This window comes from Actinoplanes couchii, assembly GCF_016862075.1.
In the GTDB taxonomy this organism is placed as follows: domain Bacteria; phylum Actinomycetota; class Actinomycetes; order Mycobacteriales; family Micromonosporaceae; genus Actinoplanes; species Actinoplanes couchii.
In genome coordinates, this window is the sequence record NZ_BOMG01000082.1 from 56990 (window position 1) to 78721 (window position 21732).

Annotated in this window: 24 protein-coding genes and 1 pseudogene; 11 read left to right on the plus strand and 14 right to left on the minus strand. The window is 70.5% G+C overall.

All coding sequences use genetic code 11. The features are described 5' to 3' along the window. Positions 1-171 precede the first annotated feature (171 nt). From Aco03nite_RS32760 to Aco03nite_RS32775, 4 genes are all read left to right on the plus strand, one after another. Positions 172-1749: a chitinase gene (locus Aco03nite_RS32760; RefSeq protein ID WP_203801856.1), complete on the plus strand. Its 1578-nt coding sequence runs from the start codon at positions 172-174 to the stop codon at positions 1747-1749. 86 nt (positions 1750-1835) lie between these two features. Further along, positions 1836-2414, plus strand: coding sequence for a YncE family protein (locus tag Aco03nite_RS32765; RefSeq protein WP_203801858.1), 579 nt, complete (start codon positions 1836-1838; stop codon positions 2412-2414). 13 nt (positions 2415-2427) lie between these two features. Further along, positions 2428-4311 carry an Ig-like domain-containing protein gene (locus tag Aco03nite_RS32770; RefSeq protein WP_203801860.1) on the plus strand — a complete coding sequence of 628 codons (1884 nt, stop codon included), beginning with the start codon at positions 2428-2430 and terminating at the stop codon, positions 4309-4311. Between the two features lie 9 nt (positions 4312-4320). Continuing rightward, positions 4321-5160: a calcium-binding protein gene (locus Aco03nite_RS32775; protein WP_203801862.1), complete on the plus strand. Its 840-nt coding sequence runs from the start codon at positions 4321-4323 to the stop codon at positions 5158-5160. Between the two features lie 54 nt (positions 5161-5214). Here Aco03nite_RS32775 and Aco03nite_RS32780 read toward each other — a convergent pair whose 3' ends face one another. Then, positions 5215-6417 (minus strand): carbohydrate-binding protein, encoded by a 1203-nt coding sequence (locus Aco03nite_RS32780; RefSeq protein ID WP_203801864.1) that lies wholly within the window; start codon positions 6415-6417, stop codon positions 5215-5217. 14 nt (positions 6418-6431) lie between these two features. Continuing rightward, complete coding sequence (locus Aco03nite_RS32785) at positions 6432-7685, minus strand: chitinase (protein ID WP_203801867.1); 1254 nt, start codon at positions 7683-7685, stop codon at positions 6432-6434. A 181-nt stretch (positions 7686-7866) separates the two neighbouring features. Between Aco03nite_RS32785 and Aco03nite_RS32790 the strand changes: the two genes are divergently transcribed. The 5 genes from Aco03nite_RS32790 to Aco03nite_RS32810 all read left to right on the plus strand — a co-directional run bounded on the left by Aco03nite_RS32790 (position 7867) and on the right by Aco03nite_RS32810 (position 11777). Next, complete coding sequence (locus Aco03nite_RS32790) at positions 7867-8160, plus strand: hypothetical protein (protein WP_203801870.1); 294 nt, start codon at positions 7867-7869, stop codon at positions 8158-8160. A 75-nt stretch (positions 8161-8235) separates the two neighbouring features. Further along, a complete protein-coding gene (locus tag Aco03nite_RS32795; RefSeq protein WP_203801873.1) occupies positions 8236-8850 on the plus strand; it encodes a sigma-70 family RNA polymerase sigma factor in 615 nt (204 codons plus the stop codon). Next, complete coding sequence (locus tag Aco03nite_RS32800; protein ID WP_203801876.1) at positions 8847-9584, plus strand: anti-sigma factor; 738 nt, start codon at positions 8847-8849, stop codon at positions 9582-9584. The genes Aco03nite_RS32795 and Aco03nite_RS32800 overlap by 4 nt, the downstream gene beginning before the upstream one ends. A gap of 70 nt (positions 9585-9654) precedes the next feature. Continuing rightward, positions 9655-10302 carry a fasciclin domain-containing protein gene (locus tag Aco03nite_RS32805; protein WP_203801880.1) on the plus strand — a complete coding sequence of 216 codons (648 nt, stop codon included), beginning with the start codon at positions 9655-9657 and terminating at the stop codon, positions 10300-10302. After that, a complete protein-coding gene (locus Aco03nite_RS32810; RefSeq protein ID WP_203801882.1) occupies positions 10302-11777 on the plus strand; it encodes a molybdopterin-dependent oxidoreductase in 1476 nt (491 codons plus the stop codon). The genes Aco03nite_RS32805 and Aco03nite_RS32810 overlap by 1 nt, the downstream gene beginning before the upstream one ends. Here the strand turns inward: Aco03nite_RS32810 and Aco03nite_RS32815 are convergent. The 9 genes from Aco03nite_RS32815 to Aco03nite_RS32855 all read right to left on the minus strand — a co-directional run bounded on the left by Aco03nite_RS32815 (position 11758) and on the right by Aco03nite_RS32855 (position 17764). Further along, positions 11758-11997 carry a ferredoxin gene (locus Aco03nite_RS32815; protein ID WP_239145634.1) on the minus strand — a complete coding sequence of 80 codons (240 nt, stop codon included), beginning with the start codon at positions 11995-11997 and terminating at the stop codon, positions 11758-11760. The two genes, Aco03nite_RS32810 and Aco03nite_RS32815, sit on opposite strands and share 20 nt — an antisense overlap. Next, on the minus strand, positions 11994-13208 hold the full coding sequence (locus tag Aco03nite_RS32820; RefSeq protein ID WP_203801885.1) for an NADH-ubiquinone oxidoreductase-F iron-sulfur binding region domain-containing protein: 1215 nt from the start codon (positions 13206-13208) through the stop codon (positions 11994-11996). Before Aco03nite_RS32820 ends, Aco03nite_RS32815 begins: the two co-directional genes overlap by 4 nt. 31 nt (positions 13209-13239) lie before the next feature. Next, positions 13240-13836, minus strand: coding sequence for a ferric reductase-like transmembrane domain-containing protein (locus Aco03nite_RS32825; RefSeq protein WP_203801887.1), 597 nt, complete (start codon positions 13834-13836; stop codon positions 13240-13242). Further along, complete coding sequence (locus Aco03nite_RS32830; RefSeq protein WP_203801890.1) at positions 13833-14750, minus strand: FAD:protein FMN transferase; 918 nt, start codon at positions 14748-14750, stop codon at positions 13833-13835. Before Aco03nite_RS32830 ends, Aco03nite_RS32825 begins: the two co-directional genes overlap by 4 nt. Position 14751: 1 nt before the next feature. Beyond that, complete coding sequence (locus Aco03nite_RS32835) at positions 14752-14988, minus strand: hypothetical protein (protein ID WP_203801893.1); 237 nt, start codon at positions 14986-14988, stop codon at positions 14752-14754. 147 nt (positions 14989-15135) lie between these two features. Continuing rightward, positions 15136-16272 (minus strand): LCP family protein, encoded by a 1137-nt coding sequence (locus Aco03nite_RS32840; RefSeq protein WP_203801895.1) that lies wholly within the window; start codon positions 16270-16272, stop codon positions 15136-15138. A gap of 134 nt (positions 16273-16406) precedes the next feature. Continuing rightward, a complete protein-coding gene (sodN, locus tag Aco03nite_RS32845; RefSeq protein ID WP_203801897.1) occupies positions 16407-16811 on the minus strand; it encodes a superoxide dismutase, Ni in 405 nt (134 codons plus the stop codon). After that, positions 16811-17293, minus strand: coding sequence for a flavin reductase family protein (locus Aco03nite_RS32850; RefSeq protein ID WP_203801898.1), 483 nt, complete (start codon positions 17291-17293; stop codon positions 16811-16813). Before Aco03nite_RS32850 ends, sodN begins: the two co-directional genes overlap by 1 nt. Before the next feature lie 54 nt (positions 17294-17347). Further along, the gene (locus tag Aco03nite_RS32855; RefSeq protein ID WP_203802079.1) at positions 17348-17764 is read right to left on the minus strand and encodes a hypothetical protein; all 417 of its coding nucleotides are present in this window, start codon (positions 17762-17764) and stop codon (positions 17348-17350) included. Between the two features lie 31 nt (positions 17765-17795). On the opposite strand from Aco03nite_RS32855, the pseudogene Aco03nite_RS54805 reads away from it, so the two are divergent. Both Aco03nite_RS54805 and Aco03nite_RS54810 read left to right on the plus strand, forming a co-directional pair. Beyond that, positions 17796-18101 (plus strand): annotated as a pseudogene (locus Aco03nite_RS54805) (calcium-binding protein); the annotation flags it as partial. A gap of 241 nt (positions 18102-18342) precedes the next feature. Continuing rightward, positions 18343-18774 (plus strand): calcium-binding protein, encoded by a 432-nt coding sequence (locus Aco03nite_RS54810; RefSeq protein WP_203801899.1) that lies wholly within the window; start codon positions 18343-18345, stop codon positions 18772-18774. Here the strand turns inward: Aco03nite_RS54810 and Aco03nite_RS32870 are convergent, their stop codons facing one another. Genes Aco03nite_RS32870 through Aco03nite_RS32880 form a run of 3 tightly spaced genes read right to left on the minus strand, consistent with a single transcriptional unit; the run spans position 18775 to position 21712 of the window. Beyond that, positions 18775-19323 (minus strand): ECF transporter S component, encoded by a 549-nt coding sequence (locus tag Aco03nite_RS32870; RefSeq protein ID WP_203801900.1) that lies wholly within the window; start codon positions 19321-19323, stop codon positions 18775-18777. Beyond that, the gene (locus Aco03nite_RS32875; protein ID WP_203801901.1) at positions 19320-20054 is read right to left on the minus strand and encodes an energy-coupling factor transporter transmembrane component T; all 735 of its coding nucleotides are present in this window, start codon (positions 20052-20054) and stop codon (positions 19320-19322) included. Before Aco03nite_RS32875 ends, Aco03nite_RS32870 begins: the two co-directional genes overlap by 4 nt. Beyond that, positions 20051-21712 carry an ABC transporter ATP-binding protein gene (locus tag Aco03nite_RS32880; protein ID WP_239145636.1) on the minus strand — a complete coding sequence of 554 codons (1662 nt, stop codon included), beginning with the start codon at positions 21710-21712 and terminating at the stop codon, positions 20051-20053. Before Aco03nite_RS32880 ends, Aco03nite_RS32875 begins: the two co-directional genes overlap by 4 nt. Positions 21713-21732: the final 20 nt, after the last annotated feature.

Below are 21732 nucleotides of genomic sequence, written 5' to 3' on the forward strand. Positions count from 1 at the left end.
CGATTTGCGACGGCACCGAGAGGCGGTGCCCGGCGGGAATTGTCATAGCGGAATCACCATCTGACGCTCCGTATTCCGGATTGGACAGGTGGATCTTGTGTCTGCCCCGTGGTCCGCCGTTCGCCCGATCGCAAAAGTCGTCACAGTGCGCAAGCGTTTGACGACTCATAAATGAAAGGGCGTATCGTGCGGCCGGAGATCGACCCCCTTGCCGACCCTCACTGGCAGGAGCCGGAACAGCCGCCGAAACGGCTGTCGTGGACGAGACTGGGCATTCTCGTTCTCGTTCTCGGAATGGTCGGTGCCGGCGGCACCTTCGGGTTCCTGCACCTGCGGGACACGTCCGGCCCGACGGCGAAGTCCTGGGCGGTGCCGTACGTCGACGTCACCCTCACGCCGACCTTCCAGTTCCAGGACCCCAGTGCGAACCCGGCCAACGACGTGGCCCTCGGCTTCGTCGTCGCCGACCCGGCGAGTCCCTGCACACCGAGCTGGGGTGGGGCGTACACGCTGGATGGCGCCTCCTCCGCCCTTGACCTTGATCGGCGGATCGAGCAGCTGCGCCAGTCCGGCGGCGACATCACCCTCAGCCTCGGCGGGCTCAGCAACTCCGAACTCGCCGTCGCCTGCACCGACCAGGAGAAACTCGACGCGGCGTACGAGCAGCTGATCGACCGCTACGACGTGAAGACCCTGGACCTCGACATCGAGGGCACCGCCACCGCCGACCAGGCGTCCCTGCAGCGCCGGGTGAAAGCCGTCGCCGCGCTGCAGAAGAAGGACGACGAGCTGGCGGTGTGGCTGACCCTGCCGGTGTCGCCGAGCGGGCTCACCGCGGACGGCGTCGGCGTGGTCCGCGGCATGCTCGAGGGCGGCGTGAACCTGCGCGGCGTCAACGTGATGACGATGGACTACAACAACGGCGACAAGAAGCCGGACATGCTGGCCCTCGGGCTCAGCGCCCTGAACGGCACCCACCGGCAGCTCACCGACCTCTACCTGCAGCTCGGGCAGAAGCTGACGTCGCCGCAGGTGTGGTCCCGGATCGGCGCCACACCGATGATCGGCCAGAACGACATCGACGCCGAACGGTTCACCGTCGCCGACGCCGAGGGGCTGGCCCGGTTCGCCGTCGACAACGGCCTCGGCCGGGTCTCGATGTGGTCGATCAACCGGGACGCGCCCTGCACCGGCACCTTCTCCGGCGTGGTCGTGCACTCCAACACGTGCAGCGGTGTCGACCAGGAGGCGCTGGCCTTCTCCAAGGTCTTCGCCGGCCTGCCCGGCAAGGCGGTGGGCGACGATCCCGGCTCGGTCGAGATCCCGGACCGGGCGGCCACCGTGGACGACCCGAAGACCAGCCCGTACCCGATCTGGCGTCTCACCGCCCTGTACGTCACCGGCTACAAGGTGGTCTGGCGTGGCGTGGTCTACGAGGCCAAGTGGGCCAACTCGGGGCTCGACCCGTCCTCGGCGCCGGTCGCCGGCCAGCAGAGCGCCTGGTCGGTGCTCGGGCCGGTCAGCCCGGTGGAGAAGGCGCCCCGGCCGACACCGCAGGTCACCAACGTGGCCCGGACCTGGAAACCGGACGTCACCTACCGGCGCGGCCTCCGGGTGCTCCATCAGGGACTGCCGTACGAGGCGCGCTGGAACAACAAGGACCAGACCCCGTCGACGGCGTTCCCGATCGACGCCGACGACCCGTGGAAGCCGCTCTTCGACGTGCCGGGCGAACCCTCCACGTCGTGACGTAGCCGACTCGTCCTTTCGGTCGATGGGTTGCTCTTGATCTTCGATATAGCCTCGCGTCGAACCATGACGCACGGGGGAAGATCATGAGCAACCGACGGGTCGGAGCGGTGGTCGCCGCGGTACTGACCGGAACCACCGCGCTGGTGGCCACACCGGCCTCGGCCGACGACACCAGAGCGGCACTGACCATCACCTCGATCGGCGACATGCTCGTCGACGGTGTGCACGAGCGGGTTTTCATCAGCGACCCGAGCGCGGGCCAGGTGATCGCCACCGACTACAGCGGTAAGCAGGTCGGGACCGTGGACGTGCCGGGCGCGGGCGACCTGGCCCTCACCGCGGACTCGTCCCGGCTCTACGTCGCCTCGCCGGGCACCTCTGCGGTGGTCGCTCTGGACACCGCCACCCTGGACCGGGCGGCGACGTACTCCACCGGTGAGGTGAAACCGGATGACGTGACCGTCGCCGGCGGCCGGATCTGGTTCTCCTACGTCAGCGGTGGCGGCGCGCTCGGCACCATCGACCCGGCCACCGAGACGGTGTCGCTGAACCGCTACGCCACCGGTCAAGTCCGCCGCCGAACTGGCCTCCGCCTCCGCCCGGCCCGGCCGGATCGGTGTCCTCGCCAGTGGGAAGATCGCGGTCCTGGACGTCGCCGGTGACAGCGCCACCGAGGTGGCCGCGACCGGGGAGGGCCCCACGTCCGCGGCCCTCGACATGGCCATCTCCCCGGACGGCGACCGGATCGCCACCGCCCACCGGAGCGGATACGGCTTCTACATGCGGGAGGCCGCCGACCTGGAGACTGCGGCCTACCTGTCCACCGGCCCGTTCGTGACGGCCGTGGACTTCGCCGCGGACGGCACCGTCGTCGCCGGCATGGACCAGGTCCTCGGCCCGAACCTCGCGGTCTTCACCCCGTCCGGCGAGCTGATCAAGAACCTCACCTTCGCCACCAATGGCCGTGGCCTGGTGAAGGGTGTGGCGTGGGCGCCGGAGGGCGACCGGCTGTTCGGCGTCTCGGCCAACGGCAACGCCTACTCGCTGCTCTCCTACACCGGCACCAAGCAGGCGCCGACCACACTGACCCTGAACGGCCCGTCCGCGGTGATCCCGGGCGCCACCGCCACCTTCAGCGGCCGCCTGACGACGACGGTGGCACTGCCCGCCGGCACCACCGTCACGATCACCCGGGACGGGGTGTCGCTGGGTACCGCCACGGTCGGTGCGACAGGCACGTACTCCTTCACCGACACCCCGCCGGCCGACGCGGTCTACCGTGTCTCGTTCGCCGGTGACGACTCCCACCAGGCGACCGCGGCAACCCGGACGGTCCAGGTCACCAAGGCCACCGCGACGGTCACCCTCCTCGGCCCGGCGACCACCGCCATCCCGGGCGAGCGGATCTCCGTCACCGGCCGGCTCACCGCCCCCTACCTCGATCTCGCCGGATCCACTGCCGCGGTCTCCCGGGACGGGGTCTCCCTGGGCACGGTCACCGTCGACGCGGACGAATACTTCACCTTCGCCGACACCCTGCCGGGCGAGGGCACGGTCAACTACAGCTTCTCGTACGCCGGGAGCAACGTCACGCTGCCCGCGGTCACCACCCACGCGGTCGTGGTGTCCCGGGTCGCGTCCGCCGTGACGCTCGCCGGGCCGACCTCGGCGCCCCGGGCCAAGGCGCTCACCCTCACCGGCACCCTGGCATCGCCGCTGGCCCTGCCGTCCGGTGCGAAGGTGTCGATCACCCGGACCGACCTGGACAGCCCGTCCGGTAAGGCGCTGGGCACAGTGACCGTCGCCGCCGACGGCTCGTTCCGTCTCACCGACACCCCGCCCGCCGGTGGCACGGTCACCTACCGGGTCGCCTACGCCGGGGACGGCACCCACACGGCTGCCGCTGCCACCTGGGCGGTCGCCGTCTCCCGGGCCACCCCGGCGCTGACCCTGACCAACGGCGGCAAGGTCTACGACTACGGCAAGACGGTCACGTTCACGGCGCGGCTCGGTGCCACGTACAAGAACCGGGTCGTGGAGATCTGGGCCGACCCGGCCGGTGGCGACCAGGCCCGGCGGCTGCTCAAACGCGCCACCGTGAACAGCAAGGGCGACGTCGCGGCGAGTTTCAAGCTGACCCGGGACACCACGCTCAGCGCGGTCTTCACCGGCGACGCCCGCTACGCGCCGCGCACGGTGACGGTCACCGTCGGCACTCGCGCCGATGTGGGACTCGTCCTGCGCAACTACTACAAGACCAAGACGATCGGCGGTACGCGGTACAGCTTCTACAAGCCGGGCAAGACCGCGTACTTCAAGCCGAACGTGAACGAGGCCGCCAACCGCCGGGTCCGGGTCCAGCTCCAGCGCTACTCCGGCGGCAAGTGGAAGACCATGGACGACAACTACTTCGAGGCCGACGACGTGCTCTACCTGAGCGGCAGTGGGCTGACCAACGCGAAACTGCGGACCCGCCTCGGGTACGTCCGGGGCACCTCCCGCGACAGCCTCAATGTCAGCACCTGGACGACGTACCGCTACTTCACCTTCGCCAAATAGGGATCAGCCGTGAAACGCATCGCTCTGCTGAGCTTCGCCGTGGTCGCGGGCGCTGTCGTCGCCCCGGCACCGGCACTGGCCGCGACCACCGGGCTGGCCAAGGTCGCCGGGACGGTCGTGCAGTTCAAGGCGGCCGCCGGGAAGACCAACAGTCTGGTGATCACCATCGCCGGGCGCACCGTGACCCTGGACGACCGGGTCGCGATCAAGGCGGGGGCCGGCTGCAAGGCGGTCAAGGGTGACGCCACCAAGGTCCGGTGCACCACCGCGAAGAAGACCACACGCCTGGTGGTGGCGCTCGGCAACGGCCACGACGAGGTGATCAACCGGACCGCGGTGCCGATGACCGCCGACGGCGGAACCGGCGACGACACGCTGATCGGCGGCTCCGCCGCGGACCGGCTGCTCGGCGGCTCCGGCTGGGACACCATCCTCGGCCGCGGCGGCGGCGACACCATCGACGGCGGCTCCGGTAACGACCGGATCCAGGGCAACTCCGGCAACGACGTCATCCAGGGCGGCACCGGGCACGACACCGTCTACGGCGGGTCCGGTGCCGACCGGGTCGCCGGTGGCGCCGGCGATGATTGGATCTTCGGTGGTTCCGGGAACGACGTGCTCGACGGCGGGACGGGCAACGACCTGATCCAGGGCGAGTCCGGCCACGACAAGATCACCGGCGGATCCGGCGACGACCAACTGGTCGGCGAGACGATGGTGGTGAACGTTCCGGAGGGCAGCGCCAAGGCGCAGGACCGGCTCGACGGTGGCCCGCACAAGGCCGGCGACGTCTGCGTGGTCCTGGCTGCCGGCACCACCGTCAACTGCGAGTCGTCCCAGCTCTCCTGACACACGACAACGGCCGGCCACCCCGTGGTGGCCGGCCGTTGTCGTTGTGGTGGATCAGAAGCCGGCGCTCACCCGGGTGAACGCCCAGTCGGCCTGGGCGATGCCGGAGCATTCGCTGACCACGCCGCCGCCGGCGCAGCCGCGGTCGCGGTTGACGCCCCAGAAGGCGAAGCGGGCCAGGCCCTTGCTGGTCGCGTAGTCCCGGATCCGGGTCCAGGTCTCGACCGTGGTCACCTCCTGCTGGTCGGAGAGACCGTTCATGCCGGAGATGCCGATCCGCGAGTACGCCTGGGCATCGGTGTATCCGAACGTCGTCTTCAGCGCGTTCTTCAGACCCTCGGTGGCGCCGATGGTGGACGCGTACATGTCGGCGTGACCGTTGAAGTCGAACGGCATCTGGGTGAACACGTCGATGTTGGCGTTCTTCGCCTTCGCCTGCTGGATCAGCCGCAGCCCGTGCACGTTGGGGCCGGTCGGCGTGGTGCCGAAGGTGAGGATCGTCTTGACGTTCGGGTTCTTCTGCTTGACGATCCGCAGCGCGTCCACGATCCGGTCGGCGACCACGTAGTTCTCGAACTCGTCGGTGTTCTCGATGTCGACGTCGATCGCCTTCAACTGGAAGGTGTCGATCACCTTCTGGTACGCCGCGGCCAGGGCCTCCGGGGTCGAGCAGTTCGGGCCGAGCTTGTTGCCGCTCCAGCCGCCGATCGACGGGACCACGTCGGCGCCGGCCGCCCGGATCGCCGTGATGGTGCTGGCGTGCACCCCGCCGGTCAGCCCGGTCGAACCGTCCCAGGCCGGGTTGCAGCCGTTGCTGGCCAGCACGAACGCCAGGGTGAACGCCTTGATGCCGGTCGCGTTGACCACGGTGGCCGGGGCGGGCGGGTTACCCCAGCCGGGGAAGAGGTACGGCGCGGCCGCCATCTTCGTACCGGAGGACGGGGGTGGGGTGGTGGGGTTGGTCGTGGGGTTCGTGGTCGGCGGTGTGGTCGGCGTGGTGCCGCCACAGACGCCGTTGTCCGCCCAGACCGCCCACTGGCTGCTGTTGGTGGCCGGCGACTCGTTCTGCGTCCACCACTTCGCGGTGTAGTTGTGCCCGCTCTGCGACGCAGTGTTCCCGCCGACGTAGACCGAGGACGCGCTCCAGGCCGGGGCGCAGGCGGTGGCCGCGTGCGAGGAGGCCATCGGGAGGACCGCGGCGGCGGCGCCGACCGCCCCGACCGACGCCACCAGGGCGATTTTCCTGCTCAGCTTCATTCTGTTCACCTGGTTCAGGGAAGGGTGGAGAGGTGCGGAGCGACGGTGTTCGCCCAGCTGTTGCCGTTGGTGACATCCCAGTTGATCGACCACGTCATCGCACCGCGAATGCCCGGGTAGGTGGCCGGCGGTTTGAAGGTGCCGCAGTTGACGGCCTTGGCCAGGCAGTCCAGGGCGGCGTTCACGACCGTCGGGGCGACGTATCCGCCACCGGCTGCGCGGGTGCTCGACGGCAGGCCGAGGGCGACCTGGTCGGGGCGCAGGCCGTTCTGCAGCGGGATACAGGCCAGTGCGGTCATGAAGTTGATGTTGCCTTGTCCGTATGCGGCGTTGTTGTCGCACCCCAGCATCGCGCCGGAGTTGTAGTACTGGGTGAAGACGACGGTCAGGATGTCCTTGATGTCGAGGGCGAGCTTGAAGTACGAGGACTGCGGGTTCTGCATGTCGATCGTCTGCGGCGCCATCGTGATGATCAGACCGCTGCCCACCTTGGCCCGCAGGCTGCGCAGCGCGCTCGCCATGTGCACCGGGTCGAGGCCGTTCTCCAGGTCGATGTCGACGCCGTCGAAACCGTAGGTCTGGATCAGCCGGTGCACCGAGTCGGCGAAGGCGGTGGCGGCGGCCGGGCTGTTGACGGCGACCGTGCCCTTCTCCCCGCCGACCGAGATGATCACCTTCTTGCCCCGCTGGTGCAGGGTGGCGATGTCCGCCTTGAACTGGGCGTCGGTGTACCCGCCGACCGCGGCGGCCAGCCCCGGGTCGAGGTTGAAGGTGACCGCCCCGGCGGTGCCGGTGGCGTCCGCGAAGGCGACCGCGATCAGGTCGTACGTGCCGGGTACGGCGGCGAGCTTGAGCGGCGCCGCGCCGTTGTCGAAGTTCTGCCAGTACCCGGTGAGGAAGTGCTTCGGCAGTGACCCGTCACCGGGCGGCTGGGTGGGCGGAGTGGTCGGCGGCGTCGTGGGCGGAGTGGTGGGTGGTGTCGTCGGCGGGGTGGTGGGCGGCGTGGTTCCGCCCTCGCAGACCCCGTTGTCGGCCCAGACCGCCCACTGGCTGCTGTTGGTGGCCGGCGACTCGTTCTGGGTCCACCACTTGGCGGAGTAGTTGTGCCCGTTCTGTGACGCGGTGTTCCCGCCGACGTAGACGGTGGTGGCGCTCCAGGCCGGCGCACAGGCGACCGCGGCCGAAGCACTTCCTGCGAAGGTGGTGGCCACCCCTCCGGCGACGAGCGCGGAGACGGTGGCGAGGACGACCGATCTGGAGAGCCTCATGGCTGTCAATTTTTAAGACTGTTAACGGTTCAGGTAAAGAGGGGCGGACTTTAAATATCCTTAAATGCCAACGGCCCAGACTGCCGTCAAGATCCTTACATCCGCGCATCAACCGATTGATGACCGGAGGACTCACCCGTCGATGGATGGAATGGCCCGGCTGTCCTTGAAGGATGGACGCATGACGAAGAGCATCCTCTCCTACAAGTCCAGCGGCTCGATCCTGAGCGTCTGCTCCACCGACTCCATCCTCAGCGTCGGGTCGTACGGCTCGATCCTGTCGGTCCTCTCGGTCGCCTCGTTCGGTTCGGTCCTGTCGGTCGGCTCCTTCGGATCGGTGCTGGCCCTCGGCGCCTTCGGGGTCTTCCTGGGGATCGGCTCCCTGGTCGCCGCCGCGGTGGTCCTCGCCGCGGTCCTGGTGGTCACCACCCTGCTGCGGTACGCCCTGCGGAACCGAAACCGGAACCGAAACTGAAATGGGACCGATCCGCGGCTCTGTCGGCTCCGAACGACCTGAGGACGATATTCTGGTCGTCAGGGACGGAGAGTCATGGCGGAGCGCGGCACGAGTGGTCGGCCGGAGTACCTGACCCCGGTTCCGGAACCCCGGCGGGAACCGGATGCGGGAGCACTGCTGCGGGCCGTGGCCCAAGGCGACGAGCAGGCCTTCGGCAAGCTGTACGACCTGGTCGCACCCCGGGTCTACGGTCTGATCCGGCGGGTGCTGCGGGATCCGGCGCTGGCCGAGGAGGTCGCGCAGGAGGTGATGGTCGAGGTCTGGCGGTCGGCGGCGCGGTTCGATCCGGACCGGGGCTCGCCGACGGCCTGGGTGTTCACCATCGCGCACCGTCGTGCGGTCGACCGGGTGCGGGCCGAGCAGGCGGCGGCCGACCGGACCATCCGGGCCGGGGCGGCCGCGGTGGACACCCCCTACGACGCGGTGGCCGACGAGGTCACCGGCCGGCTGGAGCGTCAGCAGGTGCGGCACTGCCTGGACGACCTGACCGATCTGCAGCGGCAGGCGGTCACCCTCGCCTACTACCAGGGGCACACGTATCCGCAGGTGTCGGAGTTGCTGAAGGTGCCGCTGGCAACGGTCAAGACCCGGATGCGCGACGGCCTGATCCGCCTGCGTGACTGCCTGGCGAACGGGGTGGCGGCATGAGCGAGGATGTGCACGCCCTGGTCGGGCCCTATGCGCTGGACGCTTTGGACGACATCGAGCGGGCGGCTTTCAGCAGGCATCTGCGGGATTGTGAACCGTGCCGGGCCGAGGCCGCCGAACTCCAGGAGACGGTCACCCGGCTCGCCGACGGCGCCTGGTCGGTGCCGCCGCCGGGCTTGCGGGACAACGTGCTGGCGGCGATCGCCACGACCCGGCAGATCGCGCCGGCCGGCCGCGAGGAGCCACGCCGGGCGCCGGGTCCGCGCCGGTTGCGGTTGGTGGCCGCGGCCGCCGCGGTGGTCGCGGTGGTCGGGGCGGGTGCGGTGGTCTGGACCGTGCAGGATCAGCGGGTACGCCGGGCCGAGACGCTGGCCGAGCAGGCCCGCACGAGCGAGTCCCGTCTCCGGTCGATCCTGGCCGCCCCCGACCTGGTGGTCCGCGAGCAGCAGTTGGCGAGCGGCGGCCGGGTCACGATGGCGATGTCGCGCCTGCGGGACGCCGGGGTGGTCACGCTCGTCGCCGACGGCGCGCCCGGCCCGGACCGGGTCTACCAGCTGTGGACGATCCACGGGGAGACGCCCGCGTCGGCGGGTGCGATGGCGGTGGGCCAGACGACGATGGTGCAGGTCATCGAGGGGCTGGAGGGCACCTCCGCGCTGGGGGTCACGGTCGAGCCGGCACCCGGTTCCACGACGCCGACAAGCACGCCCGACGCCCTCGTCAAAATAACCTGAGCATCCACCAATCCGGCGCATGGTTCGTTCCGAATCAAGGGTGTACAAACCCCGACGTAAGGAACGAGCCATGCGTGCAACAAAGCTCACCGCCCTCGCCGCCGCGACCCTCTTCTCGATCTCCTTGGCGGCCTGTGGCAGCGACGAAAGCAGCACCAGCACCGGCAGTGGCAGCGGAACGACGGCGGCCCCCACCATGACCACCGCGGCGCCGAGTATGGCCGCCCCCACCGACACGATGACCAATTTCGGTCCCGGGTGTGCCGCGGTGCCGACCGACCCGGCGAACGCCGGCAGCTTCGAGGCGATGGCCGCGGTGCCGGTCGCGACCGCGGCGTCCGGCAACCCGCTGCTGTCCACCCTGGTCAGTGCGGTGAAGAAGGCCGACCTGGTCGACTCGCTCAACTCGGCCGACCAGATCACCGTCTTCGCGCCGACCAACGACGCCTTCAAGAAGATCCCGGCGGCCGACCTGAAGAAGGTGCTCGCCGACAAGAAGACCCTGACCGACATCCTCACCTACCACGTGGTGACCGGGAAGCTGACGCCCGCCGATCTGGCCGGCACGCACAAGACCCTGCAGGGCGGCGAGCTGAGCGTCAGCGGCAGCGGCGAGGACTTCAAGGTCGACGGCGCGGCGGCGGTGATCTGCGGCAACGTGCAGACCGCGAACGCCAACGTGTACATCATCGACACCGTTCTGATGCCGAAGAGCTGATGCGAGGTCACCTGCGCGGCGCGGCCGCCGGAGTGGCCGCCGCGGGACTCGGGATCGCGGTCGCGGAACTGTTCGCGGCCGCGGCCCGGCCCGGGGCGGGGCCCCTGGTCACGGTCGGCGCCGCGGTCATCGACGCCACCCCGACACCGGTCAAGGAATTCGCGGTACGGGAGTTGGGCACGTACGACAAATTGGTCCTCCTGACCACCATCGGCCTGGTGGTGGCTCTGCTCGCCGCGATGATCGGCATTCTCGGGCGGCGTCGCCGTCCGGTGGTGGTGGCCGGTGCCACGCTGTTCGGCGCTCTCGGCGCGACCGCCGCACTGTCCCGCCCGGCCGGCACCCTGCTGGACACGGTGCCGTCGCTGCTGGCCGCGATCGTGGCCGGGACGACCCTGTGGTGGCTGCTCGGGCGGTCCGGACCGGTCGTGGCGGGCGGCCGGCGGACGTTCCTGCGGGCGCTGGCCCTGGTCGCCGGGGCGGCGGTGCTCACCGAGGGTGGTGCACAGGTCGTCCGGCGCACTGTCGGCCGGATCCGGACCGATCTGAAGCTGCCGCCGCCGGCCGACGCGGCCGAGGCGCTGCCGTCCGGTGTCGGGCCCGGGTTCACCACGCCGAGCGCCGAGTTCTACCGGGTCGACACGGCGCTGACGGTGCCCCGGGTGGATCCGGACACCTGGTCGCTGCGGATCCACGGGATGGTCGGGCGTGAACTGACGCTGAGCCTGGCCGACCTGCTCGCCCGGCCGCTGATCGAACGCGACATCACGCTGAACTGTGTGTCCAACGAGGTGGGTGGGCCGTACATCGGCACGGCGCGCTGGCTGGGCGTACCGCTGGCGCCGCTGTTGAAGGAGGTGGGGCTGAAAGCCGGGGCCGACCAGATCGTGGCGCGGTCGGTGGAGGGCATGACGATCGGAACGCCGCTGGCCACCGCGCTCGACGGCCGGGACACGATGCTCGCGGTGGCGATGAACGGTGCGCCGCTGCGGCCCGAGCACGGGTTCCCGGTGCGGATGCTGACGCCGGGGCTGTACGGCTACGCCGGCGCCTGCAAGTGGGTCACCGAGCTGGAGATCACCACGTTCGCGGCCTTCGACGCCTACTGGGTGGAGCGGGACTGGGCCCGGGAGGGCACCGTCAAGACCGCGTCCCGGATCGACCGCCCGCTCCCGTTCGCCCGTCCCGCGGCCGGGCCGGTGACTGTCGCCGGCGTGGCGTGGGCGCAGGGCCGGGGGATCACGAAGGTCGAGGTCCGGGTGGACGGCGGCGAGTGGCGGTCCGCCGAACTGCTGCCGGTACCGTCGGCCGACACCTGGGTGCAGTGGCGTTTCCGCTGGCCGGCCACGCCCGGACCGCACTCGTTGTCGGTGCGTGCCACCGACGGGACGGGCGCCGTGCAGGTCGAGGAACGGGCGACGCCGTTCCCGAGCGGGGCGACCGGCTGGCACACCATCACCGTGACGGTTGCCTGACCTGGCTGACCTGCTGGACCTGCTTGACCAGGCGCAGGGCCAGGGCCGGGCAGCGGTCGACCGCCTCCCGGGCGGCCGGTTCCAGCGCTGCCGGGACGGTCATGTCGCCACGGGCGACCGGATAACCCCAGTCGTCCTCGGCCAGCAGCTCCGGCAGCAGTTCGGCGCAGAGTCCGCGCCCGTCGCAGGCGGTCCAGTCGATGTGCAGGGAGTCGGTCACCAGGATCCCTCCAGGGCCAGGCAACGTCCCGCGAGGTGCGCGGAGACGTCGGCGTCGAAGGCACGCATCGCGCTGACGACCAGACGGGCGGTGCCGTCCGGGTGGCGGCAGGCGACGCGGCCGCTGACCAGCCGGGCCAGTCGTTCCACCTCGGCCGGCAGCCCCGGGCGGTTGCGGCGGCGGGCCAGGTCGGCCAGGGTCTCCGCCATCCGGGGCGGGCCGTTGACACACGGGCCGCACTGCCCGGCCACCTCACCGGCCAGGTAGTTCGCGATCCGGGCGGTCTCGGTCAGCCCACAGGAGCCGGCCGGCAGCGCGATGACCACCCCGGCGCCGGGTGCGGCCCGATACGGGGCGAGCATTTCCCGGCTCACCGGCAGCGTGGGATCGGCCGGCACCCAGCCACCGTGGTAACCACCGATCAGCACCGCCTGGATCCCGGCCGCGGAGACCCTGTCAGAGGCAGCGGCAAGCACGCGACGGCCGGCCGCTGTGATCAGGTCACCGAGCGGAACGCCGTAACCGGCCTCCACCACGATTCCGGGCCGGTTCACCGAACCGCTGACGGTGGCCAGGAACGTGCCCGGCTCGTCGACGGTGCCCGCGCTCCGGAACCAGGCCGGGCCGTACCGGGCGATCAACGCCAGGTGGGCGAGCGTCTCCACGTTCTGGACCAGAGTGGGCGCGCCGCCGACGCCGGACTCGGTGATCCGGACCCGCTTGTCGGCGGGCACCGCGCCCCGCCCGGAGACCGCCCCGACCACCGCCGACTCCTCGCCGGAGACGAACGCGTCCGGCGCCGCGTGCAACTCCACCGCCTCGCCGCGTCGCCGCACCAGCGCCCCGATCGGGCCGAGGGCCGCGGCCGGGCCGTAGAAGTGCACCGACTTCGCCCCGGTCGCCCGGGCCACCAACTGCAGACCGTCCAGGATCAGACCCGGTGCGGTGGTGAGCAGCGCCTTGTCCTTACCGGCGGCGGGCTCACCCTCGGCGGCGTTCGCGATCACCACGGCCGGGCGGCCGGTGCCGGCCACCGCGCTCAGCTTGCGCCACACCGGGAAACCGGCGCCGCCCCGGCCGGTGATCCCGGCATCCCGGGCCATCGCGATGATCTCGGCGCCGGTCAGCGCGGGCAGCGGGCCGTGCGCGGCGTCCCCGGTCAGCAGCCGTTGTTCCACCCGCGCGACCGGCGCGGTCATCATGCTGGTCATCAGTTCCCCCTGCTCGCGGTGCTGAGCGGCTTCACCGGCTGGGCCGGCGTTGTCGAAACGGCCAGTCGTGGTGCGATCCGGCGTTTGTTGCGGGCCGGGAAGCGGCCGAACGACGCGGACGTACGCCACACCACCGCCGCCCCCACCACGGCGACACAGCCGATCGAGATCGCCCACAGCCACCAGGTGCCGTTGTCGCTGCCCGCGCCCAGCCCGTGGGCAGCGCGATCGGCCAGCTCAGGTAGGCCAGCCAGTGCACGATCCGCCAGGTCCGGGCGCCGAGCCGGTGCCGCAGCAGGCTGGTGATCACGATCGCGGCGAGCAGGTCCAGGGCGACCGTGCCGAGCCCCAACCAGAACGGGCGGTAGCTCCCGACGAACGGCACCACCAGATCGATCGGATCCAGATTCGCGTACGAGTCGAACAGCAGCGCGATCACGTGCCCGGCCAGGAACAGCACACTGAGCAGAGCGGCGTTGCGGTGCAGCAGGTTGACGGCGAACCGGGGCAGCCCGAAGGCGGTACGCCCGGACCGGGCCCCGACCCCGAGCGCCACCACCACGGTGAGCAGGACCAGCGAGACCACGCCGGTGCCGCGGGCGAAGTACCAGAGGATGTCGTCGCTCACTCCGGCCACCCACCCGTACGCAGGATCCGCATCGACGGGGTGACCAGCCGGCTCGGCACACCGGCGAGCAGACGCCGGGCGCCGTGGCCCCGGACGATCGCCGCCGTGCTCAGGGTGTTGGCCCGCAGGCAGCTGACGGAGGCGACCGAGACGGTACGCCAGACGGCCGGCGCGGGCCGCCCGGTCGCCGGGTCGACGATGTGGTGCAGCAGCTCACCGGCCCGGCCGCCCCAGACCCGTCCGGCGGTGCTGGAGGTGGCCAGCGCGGACCCGGCGGGCAGCCGGATCGTGCAGGACGGGTCGCCGGGCCGGTCCTGGACCAGCACCTGCCAGCCGCCGTCCGGGCCGGGACCGGCGGTGGCGATGTCGCCGCCGAGCGCGACCAGCACACCGGTGCCGAGCCGCTCGGCGATCCGGGCCGCGGCCCGGTCGGCGGTGAACGCCTTCGCGGTGGCGCCCAGATCCAGCAGCACACCCCGCGGGACGGTCAGCTCCCGGCCGGTCAGGCGCACGGCCCGCCAGTCCGGTGACGGGAAGACCCGGACGCCGGGGCCGATCACCCGGCCGGCGAGCTCGGCGAAGTCCCGGTCGTAACCGAGGGCGCAGAGCGCGCCGCCGACGGTCGGGTCGACCGCCCCGCCGGTCTCCCGGGCCGCGGTCAGTGCCGCGCCGACCAGGTCGGCGAGCAGCGAGCTGACGACGACGGGGCGGCCGCCGGCCCGGCACACGTCCCGGATCTCGGAGGCCGGGCGGAAGCGGCTGCAAGCCTGCTCGACCGCGGCCAACTCGTCGCGCAGCAGGTCGGCGGCCTGATCCAGAACGGTCGGGTCGGTCACCACGAGGCGGGCCACGGTGCCCCAGACCGGCCACTGCGCGGTGTCCGGGCGCACCGGAAGGGTCTCGATCATCGGCATCTCAGGAACCTCCCGAAGTCGCCTGCGAGCTGCTGCTGTCGCTGCTGCCACTGGAGATCGTGGGGGAGGAACTGTCCGAGGTCGAGGTCGTCGACGAGGCCTCGGTCGAAGAAGAGGTCGAGGAGGTAATCGAGGAGGCATAGGCCGCCGCGCCGATCGTCGCGGTGGCCGCCACACTCGCCACCACCAGGGCACCCGTGATCAGGGCGGCCTTCCGTTTTCCGGTGTCCCGCTGCATGGACGCTCCCCTTCACTGGATGCTGTGAAGGCAAGAGTGCGGCGGGAAACTGCCCCTACCCTTTGCGAAGCCTGTGCGGTTCCGATGAACTCCCATGAACGAAAAAAAGGGGGCCCGTGGGCCCCCTTTCTCAGATCCGTTCCGGGATCACTCGTTGTTGACCATCGCCGGGTTGTCCAGCAGGAACGGGCCGACCCGGTCCTCGGCGACGGCCTCGAAGAAGTCGTCGGTCCCGGCGCCGAACTCCTCACCGAGGTAGCTGCTGCCGTCGAACTTGCCGCCACCGGGCAGCTTGATCGTCGTCATGTCGTCGACGTTCAGGTTCTTCAGGGCGACCGCCCACTCGATGGGGCTGTTGCCGCCACCGGCGAACGTCAGCGACTTGCCGGCCGCGTCCAGGATCTTCGAGAGCTTGCTGACGTCGGTGATGACGTCCTTGCTCATCGCCTCCTTGGCCATGGCCTTGATGAACTGCTGCTGGTGCCGCTGCCGGTCGTAGTCGGTCATCGGCACACCGGCGTTGGCGTACCGCTGGCGGACGTAGTCGAGCGCCTGCCACGGCTCCAGCCGGATGGACTTGGCGCTCTTCTTGTACGACGCCTGCGGCCCGGTGTACGGGTGGTCGCAGCCCTTGGGGGTGTTCTTCACCGGGCAGCGGTCCAGGCGCGGGCGCTGCTTGCCCTCGGGCGTGAGGTGCTCGGACTTGACGTCCATGTCGATCACCATGGAGACGCCGCCGAGGGCCTCGACGATGTTCTTGAAGCCACCGAAGTTGATGATCGCCGCGGCGTCGAAGTCCTTGATGCCGGTGACCCCGCGGACCGCCTTGGACAGCACCTTGAAGCCGTTCGACACGTCGATCTTGCCGTCGACCTGGCTGCCCAGCGCCATCGCGGAGTTGATTTTGCCCTTGTGCGCGCGGAGACCGGACTTCGAGTCGGCCGGGATGTCCACGTACAGGTCACGCGGGATGGAGAAGAGGTACGCCGTGCTCATGTCGGCCGGGATGTGCGCGACCACGATCGAGTCCGACAGCGGCGGCGTCTTCGCGTTCCGCGGGTCGATGCCGACCAGCAGCATCGTCAGCGGGCCCTTGATGTCCTTCGACGCCGCGTTGGCGGAGGTGGACTCGAGCAGGCTGTTGTCGGTGAAGTCGCTGGTGTAGGACGCGATCAGGGTCTGCCCGCCGACCAGGGCGACACCGCTGAGCACGGCGAGTGACGCTCCGACAGCGGTGGTGACCTTCGCCCACAGCGGTGCGCGACGTTTCACGGTTCTCGCCAAGCCACTCTCCCCACCAACCGGTCCGACAACGCCACGCACTATCGCACGGCAAGGCAAACGCCTCGATGGTTCGGGTGGTCATAACCACCCGAATCCATTGAGAGTCACGTCACGCGAGGGAGTTTCGTTCAAACTCAGGCCTGTTTGGTCTCCCAGAAGATCTTGGAGATCTCCTCGATCTTGCCGAGCAGCTCGTCCGCGACGGCCACGTCGACCTTGCCCTTGGCGCCGGCGGCGCCAGCGAGTTTGGTGGCCTCGTTGAAGAGCTGGTGCAGGTGCGGGTACTTCTCGAAGTGCGGGGCCTTGAAGTAGTCGGTCCAGAGCACCCAGAGGTGGTGCTTGACCAGTTCGGCGCGCTGCTCCTTGATCAGGATGGCGCGGGTGCGGAACTCGGGGTCGGTGTTCCCCTGGTACTTCTCGGCGATCGCCTTGACCGACTCGGCCTCGATCCGGGCCTGGGCCGGGTCGTAGACGCCGCACGGCAGGTCGCAGTGGGCACTGACCACGGTGCGCGGGGTGAACAAACGCGGGAAACGCATCAGATGTCTTCTCCGAAGAAGGTGCGGTCATGGTGGACGAGCCGCCCGCCGGGCGGCCCGAGCAGCACCTCGATCACTCCGGCCACCACCACCGTCGAGTCGCCGACCGGCACCAGGTGCAGAGGTGCGGCCCGCAGGCTCGCCAGGGCGCCGGGCAGGACCGGCTCGCCGGTGGGCAGCGTGTCCCAGCCCTGATCGGGGGTGAACCGCGGGCCGCCCGAGCGGGCGAAGTCGCGGGCCAGATCGAGGTGCGCGGCGCTCAGCAGATTGACGGTGAAACTCGGTGCGCCGAGGATCGCCCGGGCCGAGCGGCCGTCCATCACCGAGAAGGACAGGGCCGGCGGGTCGGCGGCCACCGACGCGACACTGGACGCGGTGAGTCCCACCGGCCCGGCCGCGGCGATGATCGCCACGCCCGTCGGGTACCGACGGAACGCGGTCTTGAACTGATCGCCGATGGCCGTATCGATGCTGCTGAACACCCCTCACACGCTAGGACTTCAACCTCGATTGAGGTCAAGGTGTCGCGACACAGGTCACTGTTGTGCCGGTTCGGACGACCTGCGTCGGTACGGACGCGTTCTATCATCCTCCGCGACGGGGAGGATGACCATGCATGGCAATCGGTGGTTGCACACAGTCGCTGCCGCGACGACAGCGATCGCGGCGAGCGGACTGTTCGCGAGCCCGGCGTCCGCCTCGGCGACCGGTGTCGCCCGGGTTTCCGGGACCACGGTCCTGTTCACCGCCGCGGCAGGTTCCACGAACGCCGTCACGGTGACCTCGAGCGGAAAGACCGTGACGATCGACGACCGGATCCGGATCACACCCGGCAAAGGCTGCAAGGCGGTCAAGGGCGACAAGACCCGGGTCCGCTGTACGCCCGCGAAGAAGAAGCAGCCCAGGACGATCAGGGTCTGGCTCGGCGACAAGAACGACACGTTCGTCAACAAGTCGACGGGCTACTACGCGCTCGTCGCCACGGTGTCCGGCGGCGCGGGCAACGACACCCTCACCGCGAACGGCGCCGGGAACACCCTGAACGGCGACGCCGGCAACGACCGCCTCGTCGGCGGTTACCTCCACGACGTCCTCACCGGTGGAGCCGGCAACGACACCATCCTCGGCGGATACGGCAAGGACAAGATCTACGGCGGTGACGGCGACGACTCGCTGTACGGCCAGCAGAACCAGGACGTCCTGAACGGCGGCGCGGGCAACGACAGGCTGTCCGGCGGCGGGGAACCGGACAAACTCCACGGCGGTGCCGGTAACGACACGCTCCTCGGCGACGACGCGGAGGACGACCTCTACGGCGACGCCGGCAACGACACCCTGTCCGGGTTCCGGCCGGGACATCCTCTACGGCGGGGACGGCACCGACGTGGTCTCGTACACCTACGTCGACACCTACTACGCCGAGGCCGTGTCGCCGGCCGACGTGTCGATCGACCTGTCGACCGGACGTGGCCGGGTGCACGCGACCGGCCCCTTTCCCCTCGACTCCGACCAGCTGAGCCAGTTCGAGAACGTGATCGGTTCCGCCGGGAACGACTACATCACCGGCGACGCGGGGCCCAACGTCATCTGGGCGGGTGGCGGGCTGAACCAGGTCTTCGCCGGAGCCGGGAACGACGTCATCCACGGCGGCCCCGGCCGGGGCCTGCACCTGGAGGGCGGCGAAGGCGATGACGTCATTCACGGCGGCCCCGGCCGAGACCTGCTCTGGGGATCGGAGGGCGACGACATCCTGTTCGGTGGAACCGGCCGGGACGAACTCTGGGGCGATGCGGGTGACGACTTCCTCTGGTCGGAGCCGGCCGGGTCGTACTCGGGCAAGGAGACGCTGCTCGGCGGCCCCAACACGACGGCCTTGCCCGGGGACACCTGCTACGTCCCGCCGCCCGTCGACGACCACGTCCTGTACAACGACTGCGAGACCTGGGCGACCGAGCCCGCCTGATCAGGACGGCTGTGGCCGGCGGATGCCGCGGGCCACGCCGGCCGCGGTCAGTCGTTTCGCGATGATCAGGCCGGCCTGGACGAAACCGACGGTACTGAGGGCGAGCAGGATGACAAAACCGGCCTTTCCGGCGAGCGCCACGTCGTCGATGTGGAAGTAGGCGTACGCGCTGATGGCGTAGAAGGTCTGGAAGACCAGCGCCGTCACGTGGAACAGCCAGGGGCGCCAGATCCGGTAGAGGGTGACCAGGAAGCCCAGCTCCATCGCCACCCCGACCATCAGGTTCGTCACGATCGCGCTCGGGCCGGCCGGTGAGGCGATGTTGATGATCCCGGCGAGCAGCATGGTCAGCACCGCGGCGCCCGGGCGGCGCAGCACGGCCAGCGCGATCACCGGGCCGAGCAGCCACACCCCGGCCATCGCCGCGTACGCCAGCGGGACCGTCGCCGAGATCGCGAACGACACGAAGAACGCCGGTATCAGCAGCACACCGGTGGCCGCGCCGATCGCCGCGCACGCCATCAGGAAACGGGTGGTCAGGTTCTTCATCCGAGAACTCCAGGGAGGGTGGGGACAAGGCAGAGGAGCAGAAGCCACAGCGCCAGTACGGCGTCCCGGGCCCGCAACGGGACACGGCGCCGTTCGGTGCGGGCCGGGTACGCGCCGAAGCCCCGCGCCTCCATCGCCAGCGACACCCGGTCGCCGTGCCGCATCGCCCCGGCCAGCAGCGGCACCACGTACCCGCTGTAGCGCTTGGTGGTCGCCACCGGGCCCCGGCCGGTGGACACCCCGCGGACCCGGTGCGCCAACCGGATGATCTCCAGGTCGTGGCGGAACCGGGGCACGAACCGCATCGCGGCGAACCCGGCGTACCCGATCCGGTACGGCATCCGCAGGTGCGTGATCATCGACCGGACCAGGTCGGTGCCCTCCGAGGTGAGCCCGGCGATCAGCGCCAGCGTCAGCACCGCCGACACCCGCAGCCCGGTCGCCAGCCCGGCCTCCAGCGCCCCGGACCAGCCGCCCACCTTCTCCCGGTCGATCCACACCCCGAACGACAGCGTCAGCACCGCGACCATCAGCGGCGGGCCGGCCAGTGTCCAGAGCAGGGCCCGGCCCCGGAGCCGGCCGAAGGCGAGCAGCATGACCAGGGCGATCACGGTCAGGGCGGCCGGGGTCCACAGGTCCCGGGAGAGGCCGGCGACGACCATCGCCGGGATCGGGGCCAGCACTTTGACGACCGGGTTGTAGGAGCGCAGCGACAGGATCGAGTCGATCACCGCGACGGCTCCAGCACGGGCAGGTCGGCGAGGCGGGTCACGGTGTGCCAGGCCGGGTGCCGGACGAGGGTACGAGCGGCCCGCGCGAGTGGCGGTGGCCGCAGCCCGGTGTCCGCCAGCAGGGCCGGGTCGGCGTAGATCTCGGCGGGTGTCCGGTCGGCGAGCACCCGGCCGCCGTCGAGCACCAGCAGCCGGGTGGCGTACTCGGCGATCAGGTGCATGTCGTGGCTGACCACGACGATCGTGGTGCCGTCGCGGTGCAGGCCGTCGAGGAGGTCGAGCAACTCGGCGGCACGGGCCCGGTCCTGGCCGAACGTGGGCTCGTCGAGCACCAGCACCCGGGGCCGGGTCACCAGGGCGGCGCCGACCGACAGCCGCCGTTTCTGGCCGCCGGAGAGCAGGAACGGGTGCACGTCGCGCAGTTCCCGCAGGTCCAGCCGGGTGAGCAGGTCCTCGACCCGGGCGGTGTCGGTGGTCCCGTACGCCAGCTCGTCGGCGACCCGGTTGGTGAGGAACTGGTGCTCGGGGTTCTGGAAGACGAAACCGGCCGGGCCGGTGATCGTGACCTTCCGGCTGGGTGTCACGCCCGCCAGGGCCTGGGCCAGGGTGGTCTTGCCGGCCCCGTTGGCACCGGCCACGGCGACGAACTCCCCGGCGCCGATGTCCAGGGTGATGTCGTCCAGCACGGTCACGGGTCCACGTCTGATGGTCAGTCCCCGTACCGCGATGGCGGCCTTGGACCTTGCCGTTGATCGCGGGGTGTCCCGGGGCGGAGGCAGCGCCGGGACCGTGTCGAGCGCGGCGGCCAGCTCACCCGGCGTCAGCGGCAGCGGGTCCAGGGCGACCCCGACGGACCGCAGGCGCAGCGCGGCCAGGGTGGCGACCGGCAGCCAGACACCGAGGGTGAGCAGCTCGTCGACGTGGTCGGTGAGGATCGTGCGGGCCGGGCCGTCGAGCACCACCCGGCCGTCACCGTCCAGCACGATCACCCGGTCCACAAATTCGATGGCCGCGTCGAGGTTGTGCTCGACCAGCAGCACCGCCCGGTCCCGCCCGGCGGCGACCGCCCGCAGCGTCCGGTAGACCTCCTCCACCCCGGCCGGGTCGAGGTTCGCGGTCGGTTCGTCGAGGACCAGCACGGGGGTACGCAACGCCAGGGCGCAGGCGATCGCGAGCCGCTGCCGGCCACCGCCGGAGAGGATGCCCGGGTCGTCGTCGCGCCGGTCCCAGAGGCCGACCAGCCGCAGCGCCTGTTCCGCCCGCTCCAGCACCTCGGCGAACGGGACCAGCAGGTTCTCCGGGCCGAAGCAGACCTCGTCGAGCACGCTGGCGGTGACGATCTGCGCGTCCGGGTCCTGGAAGACCATCGCGACGTCGCGGGCCAGCTCGGGAACCGTGGTCCCGGCGGTGTAGGCGCCGGCGACCGTCACGGTGCCGTCCATCTTGGCGCCGATCACGTGCGGGATCAGGCCGTTCGCGGTCAGGGTAAGTGTCGACTTGCCGCATCCGGAGGGCCCGAGCAGCAGCACCACCTCGCCGGCCCGCAACTCGGCGGTGATCTCGTGCGGCCGGGGTATCCCGTATCCGACATCTCCGGCATCGTCGTACACCTCGTGCCGCACGGAGACCCCGGTGAACCGCAGCAGCGCATCGGACATGGCGCTAAGGATAGGCATAC